This is a genomic window from Bacteroidia bacterium, from assembly GCA_033391075.1.
Taxonomy (GTDB): Bacteria; Bacteroidota; Bacteroidia; order J057; family J057; genus JAWPMV01.
In genome coordinates, this window is sequence record JAWPMV010000001.1 from 6,265,082 (window position 1) to 6,288,878 (window position 23,797).

Consider the following 23,797-nt stretch of genomic DNA (forward strand, 5'->3'; position numbering starts at 1 on the left):
TTTGGAGATATCATAGGGGGCAGATTGTCGGCTGCCCCTACGATAGATGGCTCCCAGCGCACTCCATTGTTTTCCCAAAACAAGGGAGTGTGGGCCTGAAGCGGTGGGTTCTCAAGACCCTTCCGCCGCATGCCCATTTCCCTCAAGAAGGAAACGACCGGCATATGGCAGCTTGGTGATATCATAGGGGGCAGATTGTAAGCTGCCCCTACAGTGAATCACTTTTAACTAACTGGCCTGCGTGCACTCTCTTGTTTGCACAAACAAGGGAGTGGGGCCTGAGGCGGTGGGTTCTCGGTGGGTCAAGGATTCAACAGCTGCTTAACTATTCGACTTTGCCTTGAATAATCCGGTAAAGCCTTCCTCGCCATTTTCGGATAATCAATCGTCCAGATGTCAATGCCATTTTCTGCCAGTTTTCGATAAGAGTTTTGCAGGGACTTATCCCCATCACCTCCAAAGCGCCCAAAAATAACAGGGATTCCCTCAGCTTGTAGTTTTCTGATCAACTCTATGGGAGGCTCATAGGGATCTTTAGTCGCATAACCTGTAAAAGCCAGAATTCGATTTGCCGGGATTCCTGAAGCGGGCCAATGTATATCAATGTCCTCCATCTTTCGCATGCCGATGGATATCATCAGATTTGGATTGAGCCGATGTACGTGCTGAGCATCTTTCCAATTGTAGGTGATGATAGCTGCATAATTTTCCGCTTCCATTTCCTCTACTAAATCCACCACTTTCTCAAAAGGAATTCCTCTTTTTACATCCAGGGTAAAAATCACTTTGCCCCGTCCCCAATTCAAAGCATGCCTGAGGCTAGGTATGTGATAAGTCGTTTCCTTTCCAAAGTCATCTAACAAATTCAAACTCCTAAGTTCTTTCCAATTTTTCTCTTTCAAAGGACCTTTTCCTGTAGTCGTTCTATCCAGATCATCGTCGTGCAGAAGAACAAGCACAGAGTCTTTACTCAAGCGTACATCACATTCTATAATAGCAGGTAGATGATAGGCGGTATATGCAAAAGCCTGGATTGAATTTTCTGGATAGCCCGGATATCCACGACCTCCTCTATGCGCACTAACCAGAATGGGACTGCCGCTTTTATGATTGAGAAAGGAGGAAAGATTATTGGCCCCCAGCTCAATCCTATGTTCATACAATTGTGGAGTGCAGGAGCATGAAATTAAGAGGAAAAGGAAGGCAAGTTTTTTCATCTGGGTTAATTAGCTGTTGAAAGGATAAAAATAATAGCAATTCTCATGATTCGACTACAAAGCTAGAAAGTCCTCATTATGAATGCGTAAAGAACTGCCAGAAAATTCCAATAATCAGAAATGATACTTTTTTTAGCATTTTTATCTCAAAAGGCTTGCTTTACCCAAAATTATTAGCGTAATTGCTATCATAGTTACCAAAATAACCAATTATGTTAGCCAGTTACACATTCAACTCCAATTATAAGCCCGGCCACACACAGCATCAGCCTTTGCCCAGCCTTCGTTTATTGGAAGGTGGAAAGTTTCGCCCGGGTCAATTCAGTCCTGTCTTAGTAAAAGAGTACAACCAGATCAGATTAAAATATTTTCAGTGGGGAATGGTTCCAGCCTGGACCAAGGGTAGCAAAAAAGAAAAGTCTCGTCGCTTTGTAGCTTCAGATCATCTTGTTCGCCAACCCGGATTCCAGATTGCCCTTCGCAGACAGAGATGTCTCATACCTGCTGATGGCTACTATCTCTCGACCGGAAAAACTTACAACAAACAAAACTTTAAAATCCATGCTGATGGAGGCGATACATTCTGCTTTGCAGGGATCTATGATACCTGGCGTAATGCCGACGGGTCCCTGCTGCAGAGCTTCGCTATCCTCACCACGGAAGCTGATGCGGATATGCGTCAGTTTGGCTTACAGATGCCGCTAATACTCCCTAAAAAATGGGAAGGGCTTTGGCTAAACCCCAATGCCAATATGCAGAAAATTAATGACGTACTTAAGCAACCCTACCCCCTTAGTCTACAAATTTATCCCATTCAAGAACTCAAAGAAATGGACTTAATTGGATTTTATGAACATGTTGCTGCGTAGATGCTAAGCGGGGTTGGTACATTTGGTTGAAAGGGTAGCCTATGGCTACCCTTTTCTTTTTATTTTATCTTTTCCATGCCAACTCTAGACTGAGCTTGTCTGTCTTTATGTATAATAACAACACAGCTCAAAGAATTTCGTAGATTGAGACAATGCGACAGAGCAAAACATACGCACTGCTTTTCTTAACCCTAGGCCTGCTTTTATTCTCTTCCTGCAAACCTAAAGAGGTAGAAGAGAATGAGAACTGGAAGAAAATGAGGCTCATGCACCAAATACAGGGAGCCTCGCAAATTGCTACGGTAGAGTATGTAATTAGTAAAGTGGTAATAGGGAAGAAAGAGCAAAAATTGCTTGGCTATTCTTTAAGTGAAGCTGAGTATTTGGCTGAAGCAGAAGCCCGGGTAAAAGCAGGAATTGATTTAGCCAAAATAAGCGAAGAGAATATTCGCATTCAGGATAATTTCATTCAGCTCAGTTTGCCTCCCGTTGAGATCATCAATTTTTCTTTTCCCGCTGGAGAGGCAAAAGTCAATGAAGATTATACAGAAGATGGTTGGCTGGCAATTATTGAAGGATCAGATATAGATCGCTTTTATCAGGAAGCCGAGTTATCTGTTCGAAAAGACATTGTAAATATGGGCCTAGAGGAAGCTGCGCAGGATAAAACAAAGAAATTTCTGATGAAGTTTCTGATACAAGCGGGTTATGATTCCATCCAAATCGACTTTGAAAAATTCCGCTGGGAACCCAATCCCCTGAATACCGGCAACATTCCCCAGGCAAATGGATAAAAAGACCTCCATATTTTCTCGCATCCTGGGATTCTTTCTGGCCATCCCTAAACGCATCCTGGGATTCTTTTCCATGCTGGGAGTGATTCCTATGATACTTGTGATCATTGCCTTATTGGTTGGATTATTTTTCGGATACAAATGGGTGATCGGAGATTTTAGTTCTATAGTCGAGACGAAAGTCAGCATAATTGAAACTCCTAGCATATTAGAAGAAGTAAAAGCCATAGGAGAATTGGTAGGTGCGGAATATTTCGGTGAGGAAGTCCATTCTTTGAGTGAAAGCTATGAGGAGGAGGATTTAAAGAATATGGCTGAGTCTTATTTAGAAATTCGCGATTCCTATACGCGTATTTATGAACGCATCGAAAAAATGCGAGATATCAATGGAAATTTGATAGGGCATGAAAGACATCTTCAAAAGGCTTATGAAGACTTCATGAGCGCCCATGCAACTGCCACCAATTATGACAAAGCCTGGTTTGCTGCTTTTAAGCGCATTCACAATGAATCAGCCAGGAATATGTTGGAGTATCTCCGAACCAATGACTGGAAATCTTATTACTCCCGTTATAAAGACCGCCTTAATAGAGAAAGAAGATATCTCAGAAAAATAAAGAACAATGGTCGGGTACTCATTTATTTGGGAAGAGGTACAGTAAAGGCCGGATATAATCTGGATGCGCTGACCGATGAATCCGTAGAGAAGCAAGGAGATACCCTTTTACTCAAAAACCTGAAAGCTCAAATACTCAATGCCGATATAAATCCCTGGTATGTACTGCCGGAAGAAACAGAGGATGGAAAAGGAGTGCCAGGTTTTGAGCTATTAAAAGAATATGGTTCCCCTACACATAAAGATCATGGAAGGGTAAAAGAAGGCTGCGAAAAAGATCTGGAGAAATCAGCGATTGAACAGGGAATATTGAAAACGGCGGAAAAGAGGGCAGAGGAGACTTTGCTGAACTTCCTTAATCTATTGGCAAGAGATTCTACTCAGGTGTTGAGTGTTGTGGATATACAAGAATAGTATCGCATGGCTGATTTACCGATAGATATAGAAAAGAGGATTAAAAGAGATTTTCCCAAAAAGAAAGATTACGAAAAGGCAGAAAAATTGCTTTCAGGAATTAAGCAATCCTATATAAATGTGGGCAAGGACCAATTGATCCGATCTATCTTATTGATAGCAGCAGGAGACGCAGCTAAAATTCAGGAAATCATCGATAGCAATTTCTACCATGATCCACGAGATGTGATCATGATGGGCATGGGAGTCAGTGATAATACGTCTAATTATGGAATTGATCCTTTTGAAGACTTAGCCTAAGCCTTTTTCATATACTTCTCAGGCTCCTTCTCAAAACTCACTTTACATCCATCGCAGCAAAAGTAAACGGATTCTCCTTCGAATTCGAGTACATGTTTGGCAGCGCTTTTTTGCACAGGAACCCCGCAAACCGGATTGATGTAAAGATCCTCACTTAAGGTTGATGCGGCAGCAGACTCATCATCATTTACATTGTCTTCCGAACGAATAAATGAAATCACCTCTGCAATGATGCTAATAGCTACTTCTTCCGGAAGCTTTGCACCAATATCTAATCCTGCAGGTGTTTTGATTCGTTTGAGTTGGTCGAAAGAAATACCTCGCTGACGAAGGTTATTGAAAACGGCATTGGCCTTTCTCCTACTCGCCACAAAACTCACATAAGGAACGCCTGAATTTAAGGCTTGTTCTAATGCGTCTTCATCATTCTCCCCTTGTGTACACACCACAATACAGGTATTGGGGTGTATGAATTTATCTGTAAGGACCTCATCACTTATGGAATCAGCCGTCACAAAGGCATTAGGATCTGCCTCTCTCGCCAAAACCGTAACCGAATAATCCATGGCTTTTCCGATCCTCGAAAGCGCCATCGCTACATGGGATTTCCCCATGATCAGCAATTGAGGCCGAGGGAGGACAGGCTCGATATATACTTCCACAGAACCTCCGCTATGACAAGTCATTTTATATTCTTTTACCCCCTTACTCACCAGACCCTCTCCATCCGGACTGATCCGGATCAAGCGAGGCTTCCCTTCTTGCATGGACTCAACCGCCTCTTTCAAGATAATTCCACGGGTACAGCCTCCCCCTATCCATCCAATCAATTTCCCATCCTTTTGGATGATGGCTTTATCTCCCGGCTTACCTGAAGAAGGAATCTGTCGATTCACAACCATCGCAATCGCAAAGGTTTCTTTATCCTGATACAGCTGATCTGCTGTTTTTAAAAATTCGTTGAACATAAAAAATGTGTTGGGGTGTTTTAGTGTTGTTGTGCGCTTGTTCTTTTCAATCAACTATAACACTACCGCACTAAAACACGTTTAAACTTCCTCCAAATACCTCTCTAGCTCCAATAAGCTATTCAAATTATGCGCAGACTGAAATACATCCAGTTCTGGTAAAGCGGCGGCCATGCCTCTTTGTATCGGTTCGTAGCCTTGCATGCCTTTCAAAGGGTTGAGCCAAATGAGCTTACGTGTTCGCCGTTTAATTTTATTTAATTCTGTAGCCAGATCTTCCGGTTCCCCCGTATCCAGGCCATCACTTAAAATGATGGTGGTGGAACGACCAGCCAGGACCTGCTTGGCATATTGTTCATTAAAGGTACGAAAACAGTCTCCGATTTGTGTACCGCTGGACCAGTTATTTGCTTTCATCGATAGGACTGTAAGGGTCCACTCGAGGTCTTTGGCATCCAAATAGTCTGTGATTCGAATCAGGGAAGTACTAAAGATAAAGGCTTCAACCGTTTCAAAATGTGCCCGAAGCGACCAAATGAAACGTAGCAAAAAGAAACTGTATTTATCCATACTTCCACTCACATCCAATAGGATGATGAGCCGCTGTTTCTTGGGAACCTGCTTCCGCCTATGCAATTCTATCGGATCTCCACCATGCGAGAGGCTGTTACGAATCGTTTGCCTCAGGTCAACCCTGCCTTGCTTGGTAGAGTTTTTCATCTTGCGTTTGATCCGTTTACTCATTTGCTGAAAAAGTTTCAAAGCCAATTCTTCCAACATCTGGCTATCTATAGCATTGAGTTTGGAGAAATCGGTCTTACGGATACGCTCCGTTTCATTAGCTCCGGAAACATTGCGAGCTTCTTCTCCCTCTTCATTGGGCTCCGTTTTTCCGCTACCCATCATGACCAAAGAAGCCGGGGCTTTCTTTTGGATATTAGATTGGTTTTGATAGGTAGTTGTGCCAGAAAGCTGTCCCCTTTCATTTCCCCAAAACTGCTCATACAGCTGATCAAAAAGCTCTCCCTCATCCGGTTCACAGCAAAACAAAGATTTCAAGCCATAGCGAAATTGGGTCTTGTCTTCTAAAAGTCCCGAATCAGCCGCCAATACAGCTTCTTTGGACTCCTGTATGCCTACATTGAGTCCATTAAATCTCGCAAATCGCACGAAAGAAATGATCCCTTCGCTGATCGAGCCATGATTAGATATGTGAGGGTAAGTGGGGATGGGGACAATTGTTAGAGTGTTAGAGTGTTAGAGTGTTAGAGTGTTAGAGTGTTTGGGTCGCTAATACCCTAACACACTAAAACTCTACAACTGCATTTAAGCTTCTATTTCCGTCAACAACTGCTGAATACCCGTACTTTTGACCCGCTGAATATCATCCACTGATTTCAACAGACAGCCCAGGCTTTTCTCAATACCTGCTTCATCCAAATCTGCAAACCCCAAAGCCAGTAGTCCTCTGGCCCAGTCCAGGCTTTCTGCAATTCCCGGAGCTTTATCCAGTTTTTGGGTACGGAGATATTGTACCAATTTCACCATACGGTTCACCAGGGAAACTTCCATATTTGGCAGATGCTTCTGGATGATTTCCATTTCCTTTTCGAGGCTGGGGAAGTTCACCCAATGGTAAAGGCAGCGCCTTTTGAGGGCATCTCCCAATTCTCGGGTACGATTAGACGTAAGAATCACCCAGGGTCGATGGCTAGCCTGAACGGTTCCCATTTCCGGGATACTGATCTGGAAAGCAGAAAGGAGTTCCAGCAGGAAAGCTTCGAATTCTTCGTCTGCACGATCGATTTCATCAATCAAAAGTACCGGAGGCTTTTCACTGGCCGTAATGGCTTTTAAGAGTGGTCTCTTCAATAGAAATTCAGAACCAAAGATGTGCTCTTCCTTTTCCTCATCGGACTTCTCACTTTGCTCCTGGATTTTGATGCTCAACAGCTGCTTCTGGTAGTTCCACTCATAAATAGTTGAGTGGACATCCAATCCTTCATAGCATTGGAGTCTGATCAATTCAGTATCCAAAACTTTGGATAGAACATTCGCAACTTCGGTTTTACCTACTCCAGGATTTCCCTCCAATAAAACGGGTTTCCCTAATTGAAGCATGAGGAACAGGATAGTACCCAGTTCCTCATCTGCAATATATTTTTGCTGCTCAAAGCTGTCAATGAGCGCATGTATGTTATTAAACATAGGAGAGCCCTATTTATTTCTTCTTACCAAACATGCCTTTGATCATAGATCCGGCACTAATACTATTATCAACTTCTCTTCCTGCCAACAGATCCTGAAAATTACCTACAAACTGATCGAAAACAGTATCCGTAACATCATTGATGAGGCGGGCACCAAATTGGGCCAGCATCCCTGTAATGGTAACTTCCATGGTACAGTTAACTTCTGTTTTGCCATCCACCTCAGATACAATTCCATTCATCAACATATCGGCACTTCCTTTTCCTTTAGAATCGAGCCCTTTCCCTTGCATAACCATTTTCCTGGCAGCATTATCTCTTTCCTGAAAATGAATTTCACCTGAATATTTAGCCTTAACAGGACCAAATTTCAGACTCACTTCTCCTTTATAATTGTCATCATCTACCTGTTCGGTAAGAGAAGCACCCGGAACACAAGGAACAATTTTATGAGGATCACTCAGGTGTTCCCAAACTCTGTCCGCAGTATCTTCAATTGTAAAAACTTTATTGATGGTAGTCTTCATATCTCTTTTCTTTTGGGAGCATAGAAATCCCCCGTTGATCTGAATAAATTTAAATTGATAGGGTATAGAAAATCAGGGTTCTTATACAAGAGATTCCCAACTCTCTATACCCTATACCCGTATCGATCTACTTTGTTTAGATCGCTCCTTTTTCTTTCAAAGTCTTCCAGACTTTAAATGGAGTAATTGGAATTTCCATATGGGTAACTCCCAGGTGAGACATCGCATCTACAATTGCATTGGCAATCGCAGGAGGTGCACCAACCGTTGGAGATTCCCCTACGCCTTTTGCACCTATTGGGTGGTGAGGAGAAGGAGTTACGGTATGACCCGTTTCCCAACTTGGAGACTCTACTGCAGTAGGTACCAGGTAGTCCATGAATGTACCATTGAGGATGTTTCCATCATCATCATAAATAAGCGACTCATACATTGCCGGAGCAATCCCCTGAGTCAAGCCTCCATGTACCTGTCCCTGTACAATCATCGGATTGATGATATTACCACAGTCATCAATTGCTACAAAGCGACGAACATCGATCTGGCCCGTTTCCTTATCTATGTCAACTACACAGATATATGCACCTGAAGGGAAAGTCAGGTTGGGTGGATCATAATAATGTGTGGTTTCGAAACCAGCTTCCATGCCCTGAGGATGGTTGGTATAGGCTGCGAAAACCAGTTCCTGTATCGTCTTGGACTTCTCAGGAGCACCTTTCACAAAGAATTTACCAGGCTCCCACTCCAGGTCTTCTTCACTAACTTCTAATAGATATGCAGCGATTTTTTTCGCCTTGTCGCGAAGCTTCCTCGCAGCAACAGCAGCAGCAGCTCCTGCAGTCGGGGTAGATCTACTTGCATAGGTTCCCAATCCATAAGGAGCGGTATCTGTATCACCTTCTTCGACCTGGATGTGTTCCATAGGAATACCCAGTTCCTGAGCGATGATCTGTGCATAAGTAGTTTCATGCCCTTGTCCCTGAGATTTTGTACCAAAGCGGGCAATGGCTTTACCTGTCGGGTGCACACGAATCTCAGCAGAGTCAAACATTTTGATTCCAAGAATGTCAAAGTCTTTAGAGGGTCCTGCACCTACAATTTCTGTGAAAGTAGATATGCCGATTCCCATCAATTCGCCTTTGGCTCTTTTCTCAGCCTGCTCTTTTCTCAATTCATCATAACCGACTGCATCCATAGCCTTCTGAAGGCCTGCATGGTAGTCTCCAGAGTCATATTCCCAACCTGTAGGAGATTTCCAGGGGAAGTCTTCTTTTTTGATGAAGTTCTCCATACGGAGCTGAGCGGGATCTTTACCGATCTCAAGTGCAAGACGATCGGTGATACGCTCAATGGCATGTACGGCTTCCGTTACACGGAAAGAACAACGGTAGGCAACACCACCTGGGGGTTTATTGGTATAAACCGCATCTGCTTCCATATATGAAGCGCCATAATCATACGATCCCGTACCAATTGAATACAATCCCGTAGGGAACTTGGAAGGATTCGCTGAAGCATCTGTATATCCGTGGTCAGCCAGGATTTTGAAACGAGTCGCGAGGATTTTTCCTTCTTTGGTAGCGGCCATCTCAGCGGTGATGTGATAATCACGTGCAAAAGAGTCTGCCTGGAGGTTTTCGCTTCTATCTTCGATCCATTTAACGGGCTTACCTACGAGGAAAGAAACTGCAATAGCAATCACATAGCCGGGATAGACCGGTACTTTTCCTCCGAAACCTCCTCCAATATCTGGAGAGATCACGCGGATTTTTTCTTCTGTCAATCCTACATGTCCTGCAACAAGTGCAATCACTGTACGAATGGCGTGAGGAGCCTGTGTAGTCATATACATGGTCAGATGATTATTGACCTTGTCATAATCTGCTACACAGCCACAAGTTTCAATAGAAGCAACGTGGATACGAGGAATGTGCATCTGCTCTTTAACGGTCACATCTGCTTCTTCAAAAACCTTATCGGTTTTTTCTTTATCTCCAGCTTTCCAATTCCAGATATGGTTATCTGTTTTTCCTTCCTTATCCGGGCGGAGTAGGGGAGCATCATCATTCAGCGCTTTATATGGATCCATCAAAGGCTTCATCGGTTCGTATTCGACGATGACAGCTTCCTTTCCATCACGAGCTGCATAACGGCTGGTGGCGATCACCGCACAAACTTCCTGAGCCTGATACATTACCGTATCGGTAGGCAGTACCATTTGGGTATCCGACATAAGGGTAGGCATCCAGTGGAGATTGTATTGCTCCAAAGCCTTACCATCTACAACTGCAACAACCCCATCGATTGCCATGGCGGCATCGGTATTGATCTTTTTTATTTTTGCGTAGGCATAGGGACTTCTAACGATGTCCATGTAGAGCATGCCTGGCAATTTGATATCATCTACGTAATTCCCTTTTCCCTGGATGAAACGGTCGTCCTCTTTTCTCTTCATAGAGTGCCCCATTCCTCCAATTTCCTTGGGAGTATCACATTTTATCATTTTTTTTCAAATTAAATTCGGTGAAAGAAGCTTAAACGAACTCTGGTTCAGTGGATGGCAATTCGTCTCCACGGATCTTTGCTCCAGCATACTGGATCGCTTTCACGATATTATTGTAGCCAGTGCAACGGCAAAGGTTTCCGGAAATACCCCAGCGAATTTCTTCTTCAGTCGGGTTGGGATTATTTTCCAAAAGTTCTACTGCACGCATCATCATACCAGGGGTACAAAATCCACAGTGAAGACCATGATTTTCTTTAAAGCCTTCTTGAATTGGATGAAGGCCTTCTGTAGTAGCCAGACCTTCTACGGTGATAATCTCTTTACCATCTGCCTGAATAGCCAGCATAGTACAAGACTTTATCGATTTGCCATCAACCAAAATAGTACAAGCTCCACAGCTACTGGTATCGCAGCCAATGTGAGTACCTGTTTGGTTGAGGTTTTCCCGGATCAAGTGAACCAAAAGGAGTCGGGGTTCCACTTCCAGGCTTTGTTTTTCTCCATTAAGGGTAATGGTTATTTCCTTTGTCATAATAGTCTAAAATTTAGAAGTGAAACTTATTGTGCTCTTTCCATTGCTTTGTGGATCATACGCTTGGTGAGCACTCCCACCATTGCTCTTTTGTATTCCTCGTCTCCCCGTAGGTCATCAGAAGGATTACAATCTTCAGATGCGAATTGAGCGGCCTGAGCAATAACTTCTTCCGTAAGTTTGTTGCCCAAAAGTGCTTGCTCAGATCTCTCTGCACGAAGAGGAGTAGGATTCACATTGGTAAGTCCGATGCCTGCATAGGTACAAACACCCTCACTATCCAACGTGAGTTGAACAGCAACTCCAGCAGTCGCATAATCCCCTACTTTTCTTTCGAGCTTATGATAAGCATTGCCTGTTCCGGCAGCGGGGATCGGGATACGAATTTCTGTCAGGATATCAGTCTCGCCTAAAGCAGTCATGTAAAATCCATAAAAGAATTCGTCAATAGGAATGGTTCTCTGGCCTTCGGGGCCGGTAGCTACGACTTCCGCACGCATCGCCAGCATCACTGCCGGATGGTCATTAGCCGCATCGCCATGTGCAAGGTTTCCCCCGATAGTACCCATATTTCTTACCTGAGGATCTGCAATCAATTTCGTTGCATCCAGGAAGATGGGATACTTGCCGGGAATAGTGTCCGAGTGTTCCAATTCCGCTTCTTTGGTAAGCGCCCCTATTTTCAGGAAACCATCTTCTTCCTTGATATAAGAAAGACCCGGAATATTGTTAATGTCAATCAATTGTTCCGGAGAGGCAAACCGCAATTTCATCATCGGCAACAGGCTATGGCCTCCTGCGAGAATCTTTGCTTCGTCCCCAAGTTCCTGCAATAAGGAAATCGCTTCATCTAGCGTCGTCGGAGCATAGTAGTCAAACGGGGCTGGTATCATGTTTAAAGAGTTTAGAGATGAAGGATATATTGTTAAATAGTATTCGTACTCAAAGGTTATAGGTCAACTTTCCTAAATTATTGAAGCTGCTTTCGCCCAAATAAATAGGCCCCCAGAGGCTTGAGGTATTGATGGAAGAAATACAAAAAATTTGCATTGATCCATACGCCCAGCATCAAAATGCCTGCTCCCAGAAAATAATGTAGCTTTTCGCCCGTATAAAGTTCGCTGGTAGCAACCAGCAAAATCCCACCTATTACTAGCGCTGATGCATACCAGGTTCTTTTGCCCCTTCGATTGATCAGGACAAACAACAGGGTCAGCAATCCAAGACCTATAGAGATAAAGGAAGTCCATTCCGGACTGTGATCATAATAGGTCCCTTTGCCACACACCGTAACGGCACTGGAATAAGCGAGAATGCAAAAATGACACTTAGGTAAAAGCGCCAAACCAATCCCACCGAGTATGGAAAAAGAGCTTTTTTTAGCCTCTTTTTTCGCACGGGAATTGCACTTGCAAGAAGGTATTACACGAGGTGCAGTAGGAGTCATCGTAAAAGAGCTAACAAGCAAAAGGGAAAAAGGTTTTGAATAATTTAAAAATTAATCAGGTATTTAATTTTCCCTTTTACTTGTGTAAGATTAGTTGACAAGCATTTCTTCCAGTTCTTCCAGGCTCTTACCCTTGGTTTCTGGCAGGCTTCTTAGAATCAGGGCAAGTCCAATGATCCCAAATATTCCATAGATTAAGAAGGTGAGGGAAGTCCCCAAATTCGCCAACTCCCAGGGGAAAATTAATTGAACCAGGAAGCTCACAACTGAATTTATTCCTGCTGCTACCGATATAGCAATTCCTCTTATTCTATTGGGAAATAATTCTGACAACAAGACCCACATAACCGGCCCAAGAGAAATCGCAAAAGAAGCAACAAAGCTTAGTATTCCCATTAATACCAAAATGGGATTGATACTAATTGCGGCTGATATAAGGGAAGATTCCTTCTCTTGCATGACATCTTCTCCCAAAAGTGCAAGCATGGAATTTTTGAAATCGACATCATCTTCAAAGCTCTGTCCTAAAACCGGCTGAAGCTTTTCCTGAATTTCCGTATCCAAAGTACTGATGGATTCGCTTGTTAAATTGTATCCTGCCTGGCCAAATTGATAGGAAAGAAAAAACATACTTACCACAATTCCAGCCACTCCTATAATCATAAGAGGTCTTCTCCCGAGACGATCGATCACTGCCATCGCAACCAGGGTAAATACCAAATTGATGATCCCTACAAATACTGCCTGGGTAAATGCGGCGTCTGTTCCTATTCCCGATTGCTCAAAGATCATATTTGCATAAAAGAATACAGAATTTATACCCGTAATCTGTTGAAGAACTGCAATAACAATCCCGATAAACATCACCTTTTTCATTGCCGGAGCAAAAACATCGCGGAGACTTGATTTGGGTTTATTCGCTTCTTCTGCTATGCTATCTTTAATATTTTTCATCTCTGTTTCCCCCTCCGAATCTCCATTCGCTTTTTTCAGAATATCCAGGGCTTCATCATCTCGATTTTGCATCAATAGCCAACGGGGACTTTCCGGTACAAAAAACAAGGCGAAGAAAAAGAGAACAGCTGGTACTACTTCCAGTCCTAACATCCATCGCCAGGCCGAATCATCCACAATCATATTGCGAATCATAAGGTTAGTGAAATAGGCGACGGTAAAAGCTATTACAATATTGAGCTGATTAAAAGAGACCATTCGACCTCTCAAATTGCCGGGAGATATTTCTGCTATATAAAGTGGGCCTATCACCAAAGCGGCTCCTACTCCTACTCCGCCCAGCATTCTGAACATGACGAATATCAGGTAGTTGGGTGCCAATGCCGAACCCAAGGCAGAAATGGCAAAAGCAACGGCTCCAATAGCCAAAACCTTTTTTCGACCAATCCGATCACTCAAAGGTCCCACTAAAAACATGGTAACACTTGCTATAAGTGTAAGACTGGCAACCGCCCAACCTAATTCAAGATCCCCCAATCCCCATTGAGATATGATATAGCTATTGACACCGGAAATAACCACAGCATCAAAGCCAAAAAGGAAGCCGCCAAGAGCTACCGTTAAGGCAGTTCTAATGATGTAACTTGTATTTTTCATTTAGATAGTAGAATTAATAGATAGATCAAATTAGGAATAATTTTGCATTGGATGCTAATTTCTCTATACTTATGGTACAATTGAACATAAGTCCCTTCGGAATTATTTCAGCTTTTAAATCATGCTTTTAGATGCCTAAAGTTAATAATCCTATCCTCAGAGGCTTCAATCCCGATCCTTCAATTATTCGTGTAGGTCAGGATTACTATATCGCAACCTCTACGTTCGAATGGTTTCCAGGGGTACAGATCCATCATAGCCGAGACCTGAAAAACTGGCAATTGATTTCTCGTCCCCTCAATCGCCTATCACAGCTAGATCTTCTGGGCAATCCGGATTCCTGCGGAGTCTGGGCTCCTTGTCTGAGCTATGATAAGGGGACCTTTTATTTGGCTTATACCAATGTAAGAAGCTTTGACGGCCCCTGGAAAGATACCCCCAATTACCTGCTAACTACAGAGGATATCCATTCCGATCATTGGTCAGATCCTATTTATATGAACTCTTCGGGCTTTGATCCTTCTTTGTTTCATGACGAAGATGGGCGAAAGTGGTGGACAAATATGATTGTGGATCATAGGAACAATAAACTTTTTGGGGGCATTGTCTTGCAAGAGTATGATGAGCAGGCGAAAAAACTGACAGGGCCTATCAGACATATTTTTGAAGGAACAGAACTCGGCGGTACAGAGGCGCCCCATTTTTATAAAAGAAATGGCTACTACTATCTGATAACCGCAGAAGGAGGCACCGAATACAATCATGCAATTTCCCTTGCAAGATCCCGACACATAGAAGGTCCATATGAACTTCATCCTCACAATCCTATTATTTCTGCTAAAGAAGATCCGGACAATTATTTGCAAAAGGCAGGACATGGAGATTGGGTAGAAACGGAAAACGGAAGGATCTACATTGTCTTTTTAGTTGGCCGTCCACTGAGCAAGAGAGGCAGATGTATTACAGGTAGAGAAACAGCCATTGAAGAATTAGAATGGAGAGAAGATGATTGGTTGTATGCCAAAGCCGGAAGGCTTCCAAGGAAAGAAGTGGAACTGCCCGATTTACCCGAACATCCTTTTCCAGCAGAAGCTAAGCGAGATGATTTTGATTCCTCAACATTGAGCATCCATTTCCAATCCCTTCGTGTACCCATGACAGAAGATTGGCTCAGTCTGAAAGCCCGGCCCGGTTTTATGCGATTGACAGGAAGAGAATCTTTGAGTTCCTTTCATCGTCAAAGCCTGATCGCCAGAAGGGTTCAGGAAAAACATATACGTGCATCTACCTTAGTTGAATTTGAACCGAAAAATTACCAACAAATGGCTGGTCTGGTTTGCTATTACAACAGCTATCATTGGCATTACCTATATATCTATGGAGAAGGAGGGGAGAAACGCCTGAACATCATCAGCTGTGATAAATATCAAAGTACTGAACCACTTGAGACTCCTCTATTTCTTGGCAATCAGGAAAGGGTAGTGCTAGGGCTGGACTTCGATGGCCCCAATCTCCAGTTTTTTTGTCGGGAAGAGGAAGGACTTTGGGAAAAAGTAGGTCCGCTCCTGGATGGGAGCATCTTATCTGATGACTATGTACAGGATGCAGAGAATCGCTATCGTCCTGCTTTCACCGGAGCATTTGTGGGAATTTGCTGCCAGGATCTTTCCGGGAGGAAGTTACATGCCGATTTTGACTGGTTCGAATATGAAGAATTATCCAAAGACTAATCTGCTATAAAATGAATACAAAACTCAGTTGGGTTATTATAGGCCTGTTGTGCTCTGCACTCCTTTTCGCCTGCAATGCTCCTAAACAACAAACAATAGAAGTAGCGACTTCAACACGGGCTAAATTTGAACCGGAAGATGGGCAGGTGCTCTTATTTATTGGCCAGGAAATGGATGCGATCGGTGGGCTGGAAGATTTTAATGATGGCTATTTAGATCATTTCGATACGCCCGGAGGATTTACCATGTATACCAATTTCAGTCCCGGCGGCAATTCCTTTGGGCATATAAGAAAAGGACTCGATGGAATATGGAGTGATGATAATTGGGGAGACAGCATCAGCAATATGTCAAGGCAATTGGCTGATCCTGACTTTCAACATCTGGCATTGGCCATCGGACTTGAATTCGTTGACCATGATGCTCAAGTTGCAAAGGGTGCACATGATGAACTCATCATAAAGTTGGGAGAATTTATCAAGAGTCTGGGCAGGCGACCTGTCTTTCTGAGAATAGGCTATGAATTTAGCGGAGCCTGGAATCATTATGATCAGAAAAACTACCTCAAAGCTTTCAAGAGAATCAGAGATACATATGAAGAAATGGGCATCGAAAACATTGCCTATGTCTGGCAGTCTCATGGTTGGGACGAGCCCATGGATCATCTGGAAGCCTGGTATCCGGGAGATGAGTATGTGGATTGGGTAGGCTATTCTTTCTTTTCCAGATTTGATGAAACGAACATGATCGAATTTGCCCGCAAACATAAGAAACCTCTTTTCATTGCAGAAGCCACAGCCAATGTTTCTAGCGGAACCACCAAAGTCGATGGCAAAACCAAAGAAATAAGACTCGACAATCCGGAACAGGCAGCAGAAGCTAAAGAGAAATGGTTCAAGCCTTTTTTCAAAACCATAGATGAAAATCCGGATGTTGTAAAGGCAATCAGCTATATCAACTGCAACTGGAGAAGCCATGCCATGTGGGAACAAAATCCGACCTTTCAAGGAGTAGATGCCCGCTTGCAGTTGAGCGAAGATCTCAGTGCCTTTTGGATGGAAGAGACAAGCAAAGCCAAATATCTGAAATCTGATCCTAAACTCTGGGATCATTTGTGGAGGAAAGAATAGCCTTCAAATCTTCGACCCCTCAGGCAAATTTCGCCCTTCTTGCTGAGGGAAAAGCAGGAAAACCAAACAAAAAAATGATCGTCAAATAAAAATTTCGTTTAGCAAAAAAAACCAGACTCCAAAAAGCTGGAAAAAACTCCTTGAAAAAATCAACTCACAAGTCCCTAATAACGAATCGCTTGCAGGCTTTTGTTTGAAGTTTTGCTTAATCTGAATATTTGTACTAATTTCATACTCGGAGCACGATAAAATCATGGATGAATTACTCCGAAGGCTGCAGGAAACAAATCGCAAAGCTATAAAGCTTGAGCGCCTAATCCTGCGCATGAAAGAAGAAAAAGATAAACTGCGCAACAATTTTGATGCGCTAAAGACCGAGATGGCTTCTCGGGATGTAGAGTTGAATGATATGCAGGAGAAATATGAAGCCGTCAAACTTGCTAAACAGATCAGTCCTGATACTGATCGAAAAGCAGTTCAAGAAAAGATTGATTTGTATATTAAAGAAATAGATGCTTGTTTAAAGCGTTTTGGTGAATAGATTGGCCGCGAAGAAGAATTTGGAAAAGCTCTCTATCAATATAAACATATTTGGTCGTCAATTTCCTGCTAAGGTTAATGAGGAAGAGGCATTGGTTATCGAGGAGGCAGCGAAAGCGATCAACGCAAAAATTAAGGCTTTCAAAAGACAGTATAAAACTCAGGATGATCTGAATATAGCTATAATGTGTTGTCTGGATATTATGACCGAGCATCTTGGTTATAAGAATAAAGAAGCAGATGCAGCAAAGGAAATCTTGAATGAACTGTCGGTTTTGGAAGAAAAACTGGACTATAATATTCAACTATCAGGAGAATAGTTATACCCCGGAGTACCTTTCCCCACATATCTTTTTCGCCACCTGTCTTCTCTTCCTTTGAAGAGTATTCGCCTTTTGTATAACCCATTAACTTAGCACAATGGACCCGATTACAATTGGAATCGCAATAGGAGGCCTGCTGATAGGGATTGTTGTAGGATACCTCATCAATCGATCTATCCTTTCTTCCGCAAATAATAAGATGATTGAAACAGCCAAAGTTAAAGCTGAAAACATCATCCAACAGGCAGAATTGAAAGGAGAAAACATCAAGCAAGAAAGAATTAGCAAGGCGAACGAGAAGTACCAGCAATTGAAAGGGAAGTTTGAACACAACGCCAAAAAGCAAAAAGAGAAGCTTGACGTTCTTCAAAACAAACTGAAACAAAGAGAGTCAAACCTTCAATCCCGAGAAGATAAGACCAAAAGAGAAGCTCAGCGCATCAAGAACAGTCAGGACCAGGTAGACTCGATTCGCGAAAACCTGGAAAAGCAAATGAATATTCTGTCTAAGAAACAGGATGAAGTTGAAACGCTGAGACAAAAACAGGTGAAAGACCTGGAAAAGATCGCTGGCCTTTCCGCTGAAGAAGCGAAAGCCAATATGATCGAAGCCCTTAAGCAAGAAGCTGCAACAGAAGCTTCTGCACATATCAAAGAGATCGTAGAGGAAGCCAAACTGACTGCTACCAAGCAAGCCAAAAAGATCGTGATTGAAACGATTCAGCGGACTGCAGCAGAACAGGCAATTGAAAATACGGTTACGGTTTTCCCGCTCGAAAATGATGAGATCAAAGGTCGTATCATTGGTAGAGAAGGACGGAACATCCGCGCACTGGAAATGGCTACAGGAATTGAAATCATCGTGGATGATACCCCTGAAGCTATCATCCTTTCCGGTTTTGATCCGGTCAGAAGAGAGATTGCTCGTCTGTCTTTGCACAAACTGGTTACAGACGGAAGGATTCACCCCGCTCGTATCGAAGAGGTAGTAAACAAAACCCGCAAGAAGATCGAAGAAGAAATCATCGAAACGGGCGAAAGAACTGTCATCGACCTCAACATTCACGGACTCAAGCCAGAGCTGATCCGAATGGTAGGTAGAATGAAATACCGTTCTTCTTACGGACAAAACCTCTTAAAGCACTCACGCGAAGTAGCCAACCTTTGTGCCATCATGGCAGCAGAATTGGGACTGGATGTGAAGAAAGCAAAACGTGCCGGTCTCCTGCATGATATTGGTAAAGTGGCTGAGGATCATTCGGATTTACCTCACGCATTATTGGGGATGGAAATCGCCAAGAAAGCCGGGGAAAATGCACAGGTCTGCAATGCGATCGGTGCTCACCACGACGAAATCGAAATGACTTCCCTCATCTCACCTATCATCCAGGCTTGTGATGCCATCAGTGGTTCACGTCCGGGAGCAAGGAGAGAGATTGTGGAAAGCTATATCAAGCGACTCAAAGACCTTGAGGAACTTGGCTTGTCTTATCCAGGTGTACTTAAAACCTACGCCATTCAGGCAGGTAGAGAGTTGCGCGTGATCGTAGAAAGTGAAAAAGTCAGCGATGAAAAAGCAGATAAACTCGCTTTCGACATTTCCCAGAAGATCATGAAGGATATGCAATATCCAGGACACATCAAGATCACCGTGATCAGAGAAAAAAGAGCAATTGCTTACGCCAAGTAATTGATACCTATATAAAACAGTAGAAAAAGGGCAGCTTAATAAGCTGCCCTTTTTCATTTATATGCTTCTTCTTTCCATCAATACTGATGTTTTCCTCTGCTCCAGCCTTTCTTGGAAAGGTATTGATTTCCGGAATCAGCAGCAGGCTCTTCCAATTGAGTCCCCATGCTATCATTCCAGCGATTGAGGTAACCAAATAGAGCGATCACGCCCAGAATCTCCACAATCTCTCCTTCATCCCAATGCTTACGCATTTCTTCAGCTAACTCATCTGAAACCGCATTGGGAACCTGAGAAGCAGCAATCGCCAAATCAAAAGCTGCACGCTCTCCATCTGTAAAAGCAGGATGACTTTTATAGTCCCAGATATTATCCATCTTTTCCTGATCAGCACCATAACGCTCGGCAGCACGAATCGCATGTGCCTCACAATAGCGGCAGCCGGTAGTCATACTGGAAATATAGGCAATCAACCTTTTCAGGGCACTGGTAACTCGGCCTTTATTCTCCATTACCGCACGGTTCATTTCCAAAAAAGCTTCAGAAATCCGTGGACGATGGGCCATGGTAAATAAACTATTGGGGGTAAATCCCAGGGTCTCCTGGTAAAAATCTGCCATCTCAGCCATTTCTGGATTGGCATTTCTGTCCAGGGGGGATACTAAGGGTTTTTTCATATATCAATTTTTTATCTGTGCAAAATTCCCGGCAATATACTAGCCTCCTCAAAATATTTGCTACTCTATTACATATTGTCCTAACTTATTAAGCAGCATTTCTCTATCCTCGAATAGGCGCGCAGGAGATGCAACGAGAACCTAGGGGATGGAAGGTGGATAGGCCGGCTCTTCTCGTTGCGATTTTTTCCTCCACTTTTTTCTAAAAAAAGTGGAAAAACTCCCAAGACAAGAAACATGAAACCTAAAATTATAGAAACAAACTCAAAGGAGTATTTAAATAAGCGCTTCAACATACAACCCCAATTCAAACGCTTTCGTCAGCGCTTTGACATATTCAATCGCGCCATCTGGGACGAGAAAGTAAATCCTAAAAACTTCTTCATCAGTTACGACATCACTAATTATGCTCCCAAAAAAGCTAAAGGCTTTGACCATTGGGATTATGCTTTTCGAAATGCGAGTTGGCATTTGACAGATGTAGTAGGAGAAAGAAAGTTCGAAGCAGAAGGTAGAGTAGAAGGATTTACAGATTATTATACCACCCAGACACAGCCTCCTACTTCCAAAGCGCCATTGGTTTCAGCCGAAGAAAGTACCAATCGCATCAAACAAGCGGCACTCATGTTTGGGGCAGGAGCAGTAGGTATATGTGAATTGGATGAAAGATGGGTGTACGAAGATACCTTTCGGAGAAAGACGGAAGAAAGTCCGAAGATGGATCTTTCCAAAACATATACTCACGCCATTCTGCTCATCATTCCCATGGATTACAAACTGAGCAAAACCTATCCAGCTGCTTTGAGTGGAGCTGCTACAGGCCTGGGATATAGTGTTGGATTAAATGCTGCCAATTCTCTGGCTCAATTTATCACCAATTTGGGCTATGGAGCGACTGCCTCTCTCAATGATACTGCCCTCAACATTCCGATGGCTATAGAAGCAGGTTTAGGGGAATACGGCCGACACGGCCTTCTCATTACTCCAAAATTTGGCCCTAATATTCGCATTGCTAAAGTCTTCACAGATCTCCCGCTCATAGCAGATAAACCTATTGAATTTGGGGTAAAACAATTTTGTGAGGCATGTAATAAATGTGCGAGCAGCTGCCCAGTCAAAGCCATCCCACATGGAGAACCTCAAGACAAAGCCCCCAATATTTCCAGTCTGGAAGGAATCAGCAAATGGACCGTCAATGCCGAAAAATGTTTCAAATTTTGGGTAGGAATGAATACTGATTGCGCCATCTGTATCCGGGTCTGTCCCTACAATAAAGACTACAGCAAATGGTGGAACCGCCTCGGCATCCGATTAGCCAATAGTCCTTTGCGTAAATTCATGCTCTGGTTGGATGATAAACTCGGCTTTGGAAAGAGACAGTTGCCGGAGGCCTGGTGGAGATAAAGTGCGGTAGTGTTTTAGTGTTGTAGTTTGAGAATTGTTGGTTCACGAGATTTAACTATAACCCTGCAGACCTAAAACACATTCAAATCAAAAAAGCTAAATAATGAATAATAACACATACATGCGCCTCCCCATAGGCACCTTTATAGACATGGCCGCCATTGTTTTAGGGAGTCTCATCGGGCTCATGCTTCAGCAGGCCTTCCCCGAAAATCTCAATGCTATCATCTTTCAGGGCATCGGACTGACCGTAATTCTCATTGGAATCCGCATGGGAATGAAATTTCCGGGAGAATATCTCCTCGTCCTGGTTTTTTCCATGATCCTCGGAGGCGTCATAGGTGAACTCATCGGGGTAGATGCTTTCTTCAATAGCTTTGGGGATTCGATCAAGTCCACCTTCAATATCGAAAGTGCCTCTTTTACAGAAGGGATGATCACCACCTTCATTGTTTGCTGCATCGGCCCGATGACCATCATTGGATCGATAGAGGAGGGGATTAGTGGAAACCGCGATCTCTTGGGCGTAAAGACCTTACTGGATTTTGTAACTGCCATAGCTCTGGCTACGACTTTTGGGATAGGCGTAATGTTTTCTATCATCCTCATGCTTATTTTCCAGGGAGGCATTACGCTCACTGCTGCTCGGGCGAAAGACCTTTTTACAGAGGAAATGATCATCATTCTGAGTACAGCAGGAGGTTTACTCTTGATTGGACTTGCATTTAATGTGATGGAAATGGGACAGATCAATGTCAGCAATTTGCTGCCTTCTTTGGTTGTGGTGGTCATTTTCAGCTGGGCCTATCAGAAGTATTATTTGAAGGGGAAGAAGACAAAAGAAGATTAAATATTGTCATCCTGAGGCTGGCTCGCGAAATGGCTCCTCTGCGCCGAAGGGTATTGTATTTCAAGAAGATCTAATAATACATGATCTCTCAGCACTCCATCCGCCGCGCAAGCAAACTTCGAGATGACCTTAGAGCTGGCAATGGTGCTAATAGAGAACACTCACCTCACCTGCCCATCACCACGGACCACCCATTTCTCAGTAGTCAATTTCTCCAATGCAAAAGGTCCTCTTGCATGCAGTTTTTGAGTAGAAATACCAATCTCTGCTCCCAGCCCAAATACTCCTCCATCCGTGAAACGGGTCGAGGCATTGGTATAAACAGCAGCAGCGTCAACCGCTTTGAGGAAATTCTCGCAGAGAGCCTTGTCCTCTGAAATAATAGCCTCAGAATGCTTGGAAGAATACTTCGCTATATGCGACAAGGCCTCTCTATATCCCTTCACCACTTTCACCGAACATTTGTAGCTCAAGAATTCCTGACCAAAATCTGCTTCTTCTGCGACTTGCAAATGAGGATAAGCGGAAGCATCCAGAATTGGATGGGCTATTTCATCCGCAAAAATTTCTACCTCATATGCGTTCATCCCCTCAATAATCATAGGAAGAAAATCCGCTGCAATTTTTTCATCCACCACAATCGTATCCAATGAATTGCAAACAGAGGGACGTGATACCTTTGCATTTACAACTATATCTGCGGCCTTTTGAAGATCGGCTGTATCTGTAACATAGGTATGGCAAACGCCGGCACCTGTTTCGATGGTAGGAACTGTTGCATTCGCCCGAACAAAATCAATCAAGGCTTGCGATCCCCTGGGAATAATAATATCGATATAGCCATCCGCAGTTAACATATCCTGAACGAAAGCCCTGTCGGTGGGCAAGAGTTGAACAATCTGTGGACTTAGTCGATGGTCTAATAAAGCCTTATGGATGATGTCAACCAAAACAGTATTGCTATGAAAAGCATCTGAGCCTCCTCTTAAGACCGCCCCATTGCCAGAGCGAAGGCAAAGGGCAGCCACATCGATGGTAACATTAGGGCGCGATTCATAGATCATCCCAACTACACCCAGCGGTACACTGAGCTTTTGAACCAAGAGTCCATTATCCAACTGTTTTTCAGAAAGTAAATTCCCAATGGGATCAGGCAACTTGGCTACTTCCCACACGCTATCCACCAATCCCTTAATTCGCTCTGGCGTTAAACGCAGGCGATCCTTCTTGGGATTACTATCTTCCATCTTGACAAGATCTTTCTCATTTTCAGCAATGATCTCTTCTTTCCTCTGATCAATCATCCCAGCCAGAGACAATAAAAGGGATTGCCTTTTTGAATTGCTGAGCATGCGGATTTCTATAGATGCGGTCCGTGCATCTTCCAGAAGTTTCTGTATACCGGATAGGGTTTGCATGTGGATAAAAGTGTTAGCGTGTTT

At 43.4% G+C, this 23,797-nt stretch carries 23 protein-coding genes; 11 read left to right on the forward strand and 12 right to left on the reverse strand.

Annotation, left to right across the window (positions count from 1 at the left end; all coding sequences use genetic code 11):
• Positions 1-302: 302 nt before the first annotated feature.
• Positions 303-1,217 (reverse strand): glycerophosphodiester phosphodiesterase family protein, encoded by a 915-nt coding sequence (locus tag R8P61_25055; protein MDW3650368.1) that lies wholly within the window; start codon positions 1,215-1,217, stop codon positions 303-305.
• A gap of 212 nt (positions 1,218-1,429) precedes the next feature.
• Here R8P61_25055 and R8P61_25060 point away from each other — a divergent pair, with 212 nt between their 5' ends.
• From R8P61_25060 to R8P61_25075, 4 genes are all read left to right on the forward strand, one after another.
• Positions 1,430-2,086, forward strand: a complete 657-nt coding sequence (locus tag R8P61_25060; GenBank protein ID MDW3650369.1) for an SOS response-associated peptidase family protein — start codon at positions 1,430-1,432, stop codon at positions 2,084-2,086.
• A gap of 266 nt (positions 2,087-2,352) precedes the next feature.
• Positions 2,353-2,880 (forward strand): DUF4230 domain-containing protein, encoded by a 528-nt coding sequence (locus tag R8P61_25065; protein MDW3650370.1) that lies wholly within the window; start codon positions 2,353-2,355, stop codon positions 2,878-2,880.
• The gene (locus tag R8P61_25070) at positions 2,873-3,910 is read left to right on the forward strand and encodes a DUF4230 domain-containing protein (GenBank protein MDW3650371.1); all 1,038 of its coding nucleotides are present in this window, start codon (positions 2,873-2,875) and stop codon (positions 3,908-3,910) included. The genes R8P61_25065 and R8P61_25070 overlap by 8 nt, the downstream gene beginning before the upstream one ends.
• A gap of 6 nt (positions 3,911-3,916) precedes the next feature.
• A complete protein-coding gene (locus tag R8P61_25075; protein ID MDW3650372.1) occupies positions 3,917-4,210 on the forward strand; it encodes a hypothetical protein in 294 nt (97 codons plus the stop codon).
• Here the strand turns inward: R8P61_25075 and R8P61_25080 are convergent.
• The 9 genes from R8P61_25080 to R8P61_25120 all read right to left on the reverse strand — a co-directional run bounded on the left by R8P61_25080 (position 4,207) and on the right by R8P61_25120 (position 14,011).
• Positions 4,207-5,178: an XdhC family protein gene (locus R8P61_25080; GenBank protein MDW3650373.1), complete on the reverse strand. Its 972-nt coding sequence runs from the start codon at positions 5,176-5,178 to the stop codon at positions 4,207-4,209. The two genes, R8P61_25075 and R8P61_25080, sit on opposite strands and share 4 nt — an antisense overlap.
• Positions 5,179-5,259: 81 nt before the next feature.
• Positions 5,260-6,348: a VWA domain-containing protein gene (locus tag R8P61_25085; GenBank protein MDW3650374.1), complete on the reverse strand. Its 1,089-nt coding sequence runs from the start codon at positions 6,346-6,348 to the stop codon at positions 5,260-5,262.
• A 156-nt stretch (positions 6,349-6,504) separates the two neighbouring features.
• On the reverse strand, positions 6,505-7,386 hold the full coding sequence (locus tag R8P61_25090) for a MoxR family ATPase (protein MDW3650375.1): 882 nt from the start codon (positions 7,384-7,386) through the stop codon (positions 6,505-6,507).
• 13 nt (positions 7,387-7,399) lie between these two features.
• The gene (locus R8P61_25095) at positions 7,400-7,915 is read right to left on the reverse strand and encodes an SRPBCC family protein (protein MDW3650376.1); all 516 of its coding nucleotides are present in this window, start codon (positions 7,913-7,915) and stop codon (positions 7,400-7,402) included.
• 136 nt (positions 7,916-8,051) lie between these two features.
• Positions 8,052-10,418, reverse strand: coding sequence for an aerobic carbon-monoxide dehydrogenase large subunit (locus R8P61_25100; protein ID MDW3650377.1), 2,367 nt, complete (start codon positions 10,416-10,418; stop codon positions 8,052-8,054).
• 31 nt (positions 10,419-10,449) lie between these two features.
• Entirely contained in the window at positions 10,450-10,953 is a 504-nt protein-coding gene (locus R8P61_25105) for a (2Fe-2S)-binding protein (GenBank protein ID MDW3650378.1), read from the reverse strand.
• A gap of 26 nt (positions 10,954-10,979) precedes the next feature.
• The gene (locus R8P61_25110; GenBank protein MDW3650379.1) at positions 10,980-11,846 is read right to left on the reverse strand and encodes a xanthine dehydrogenase family protein subunit M; all 867 of its coding nucleotides are present in this window, start codon (positions 11,844-11,846) and stop codon (positions 10,980-10,982) included.
• A gap of 77 nt (positions 11,847-11,923) precedes the next feature.
• A complete protein-coding gene (locus tag R8P61_25115) occupies positions 11,924-12,400 on the reverse strand; it encodes a hypothetical protein (protein MDW3650380.1) in 477 nt (158 codons plus the stop codon).
• Positions 12,401-12,490: 90 nt separating this feature from the next.
• Positions 12,491-14,011 (reverse strand): sugar porter family MFS transporter, encoded by a 1,521-nt coding sequence (locus R8P61_25120; GenBank protein ID MDW3650381.1) that lies wholly within the window; start codon positions 14,009-14,011, stop codon positions 12,491-12,493.
• 131 nt (positions 14,012-14,142) lie between these two features.
• On the opposite strand from R8P61_25120, the gene R8P61_25125 reads away from it, so the two are divergent.
• The 5 genes from R8P61_25125 (at position 14,143) to rny (ending at position 19,424) form a co-directional block, all read left to right on the forward strand.
• Positions 14,143-15,741, forward strand: coding sequence for a glycoside hydrolase family 43 protein (locus R8P61_25125; GenBank protein ID MDW3650382.1), 1,599 nt, complete (start codon positions 14,143-14,145; stop codon positions 15,739-15,741).
• An 11-nt stretch (positions 15,742-15,752) separates the two neighbouring features.
• The gene (locus R8P61_25130) at positions 15,753-16,871 is read left to right on the forward strand and encodes a glycosyl hydrolase (protein MDW3650383.1); all 1,119 of its coding nucleotides are present in this window, start codon (positions 15,753-15,755) and stop codon (positions 16,869-16,871) included.
• Between the two features lie 253 nt (positions 16,872-17,124).
• Positions 17,125-17,412 carry a hypothetical protein gene (locus tag R8P61_25135; protein MDW3650384.1) on the forward strand — a complete coding sequence of 96 codons (288 nt, stop codon included), beginning with the start codon at positions 17,125-17,127 and terminating at the stop codon, positions 17,410-17,412.
• Entirely contained in the window at positions 17,405-17,731 is a 327-nt protein-coding gene (locus tag R8P61_25140; protein ID MDW3650385.1) for a cell division protein ZapA, read from the forward strand. The genes R8P61_25135 and R8P61_25140 overlap by 8 nt, the downstream gene beginning before the upstream one ends.
• 100 nt (positions 17,732-17,831) lie before the next feature.
• Positions 17,832-19,424: a ribonuclease Y gene (gene rny / locus R8P61_25145; GenBank protein ID MDW3650386.1), complete on the forward strand. Its 1,593-nt coding sequence runs from the start codon at positions 17,832-17,834 to the stop codon at positions 19,422-19,424.
• Between the two features lie 77 nt (positions 19,425-19,501).
• Here the strand turns inward: rny and R8P61_25150 are convergent, their stop codons facing one another.
• Positions 19,502-20,101: a carboxymuconolactone decarboxylase family protein gene (locus R8P61_25150; protein MDW3650387.1), complete on the reverse strand. Its 600-nt coding sequence runs from the start codon at positions 20,099-20,101 to the stop codon at positions 19,502-19,504.
• Positions 20,102-20,338: 237 nt separating this feature from the next.
• Here R8P61_25150 and R8P61_25155 point away from each other — a divergent pair, with 237 nt between their 5' ends.
• Both R8P61_25155 and R8P61_25160 read left to right on the forward strand, forming a co-directional pair.
• The gene (locus tag R8P61_25155; protein MDW3650388.1) at positions 20,339-21,505 is read left to right on the forward strand and encodes a reductive dehalogenase; all 1,167 of its coding nucleotides are present in this window, start codon (positions 20,339-20,341) and stop codon (positions 21,503-21,505) included.
• A gap of 103 nt (positions 21,506-21,608) precedes the next feature.
• A complete protein-coding gene (locus R8P61_25160; protein ID MDW3650389.1) occupies positions 21,609-22,355 on the forward strand; it encodes a DUF554 domain-containing protein in 747 nt (248 codons plus the stop codon).
• Between the two features lie 161 nt (positions 22,356-22,516).
• Here the strand turns inward: R8P61_25160 and R8P61_25165 are convergent, their stop codons facing one another.
• Positions 22,517-23,773: a glutamate-5-semialdehyde dehydrogenase gene (locus R8P61_25165; GenBank protein ID MDW3650390.1), complete on the reverse strand. Its 1,257-nt coding sequence runs from the start codon at positions 23,771-23,773 to the stop codon at positions 22,517-22,519.
• Positions 23,774-23,797: the final 24 nt, after the last annotated feature.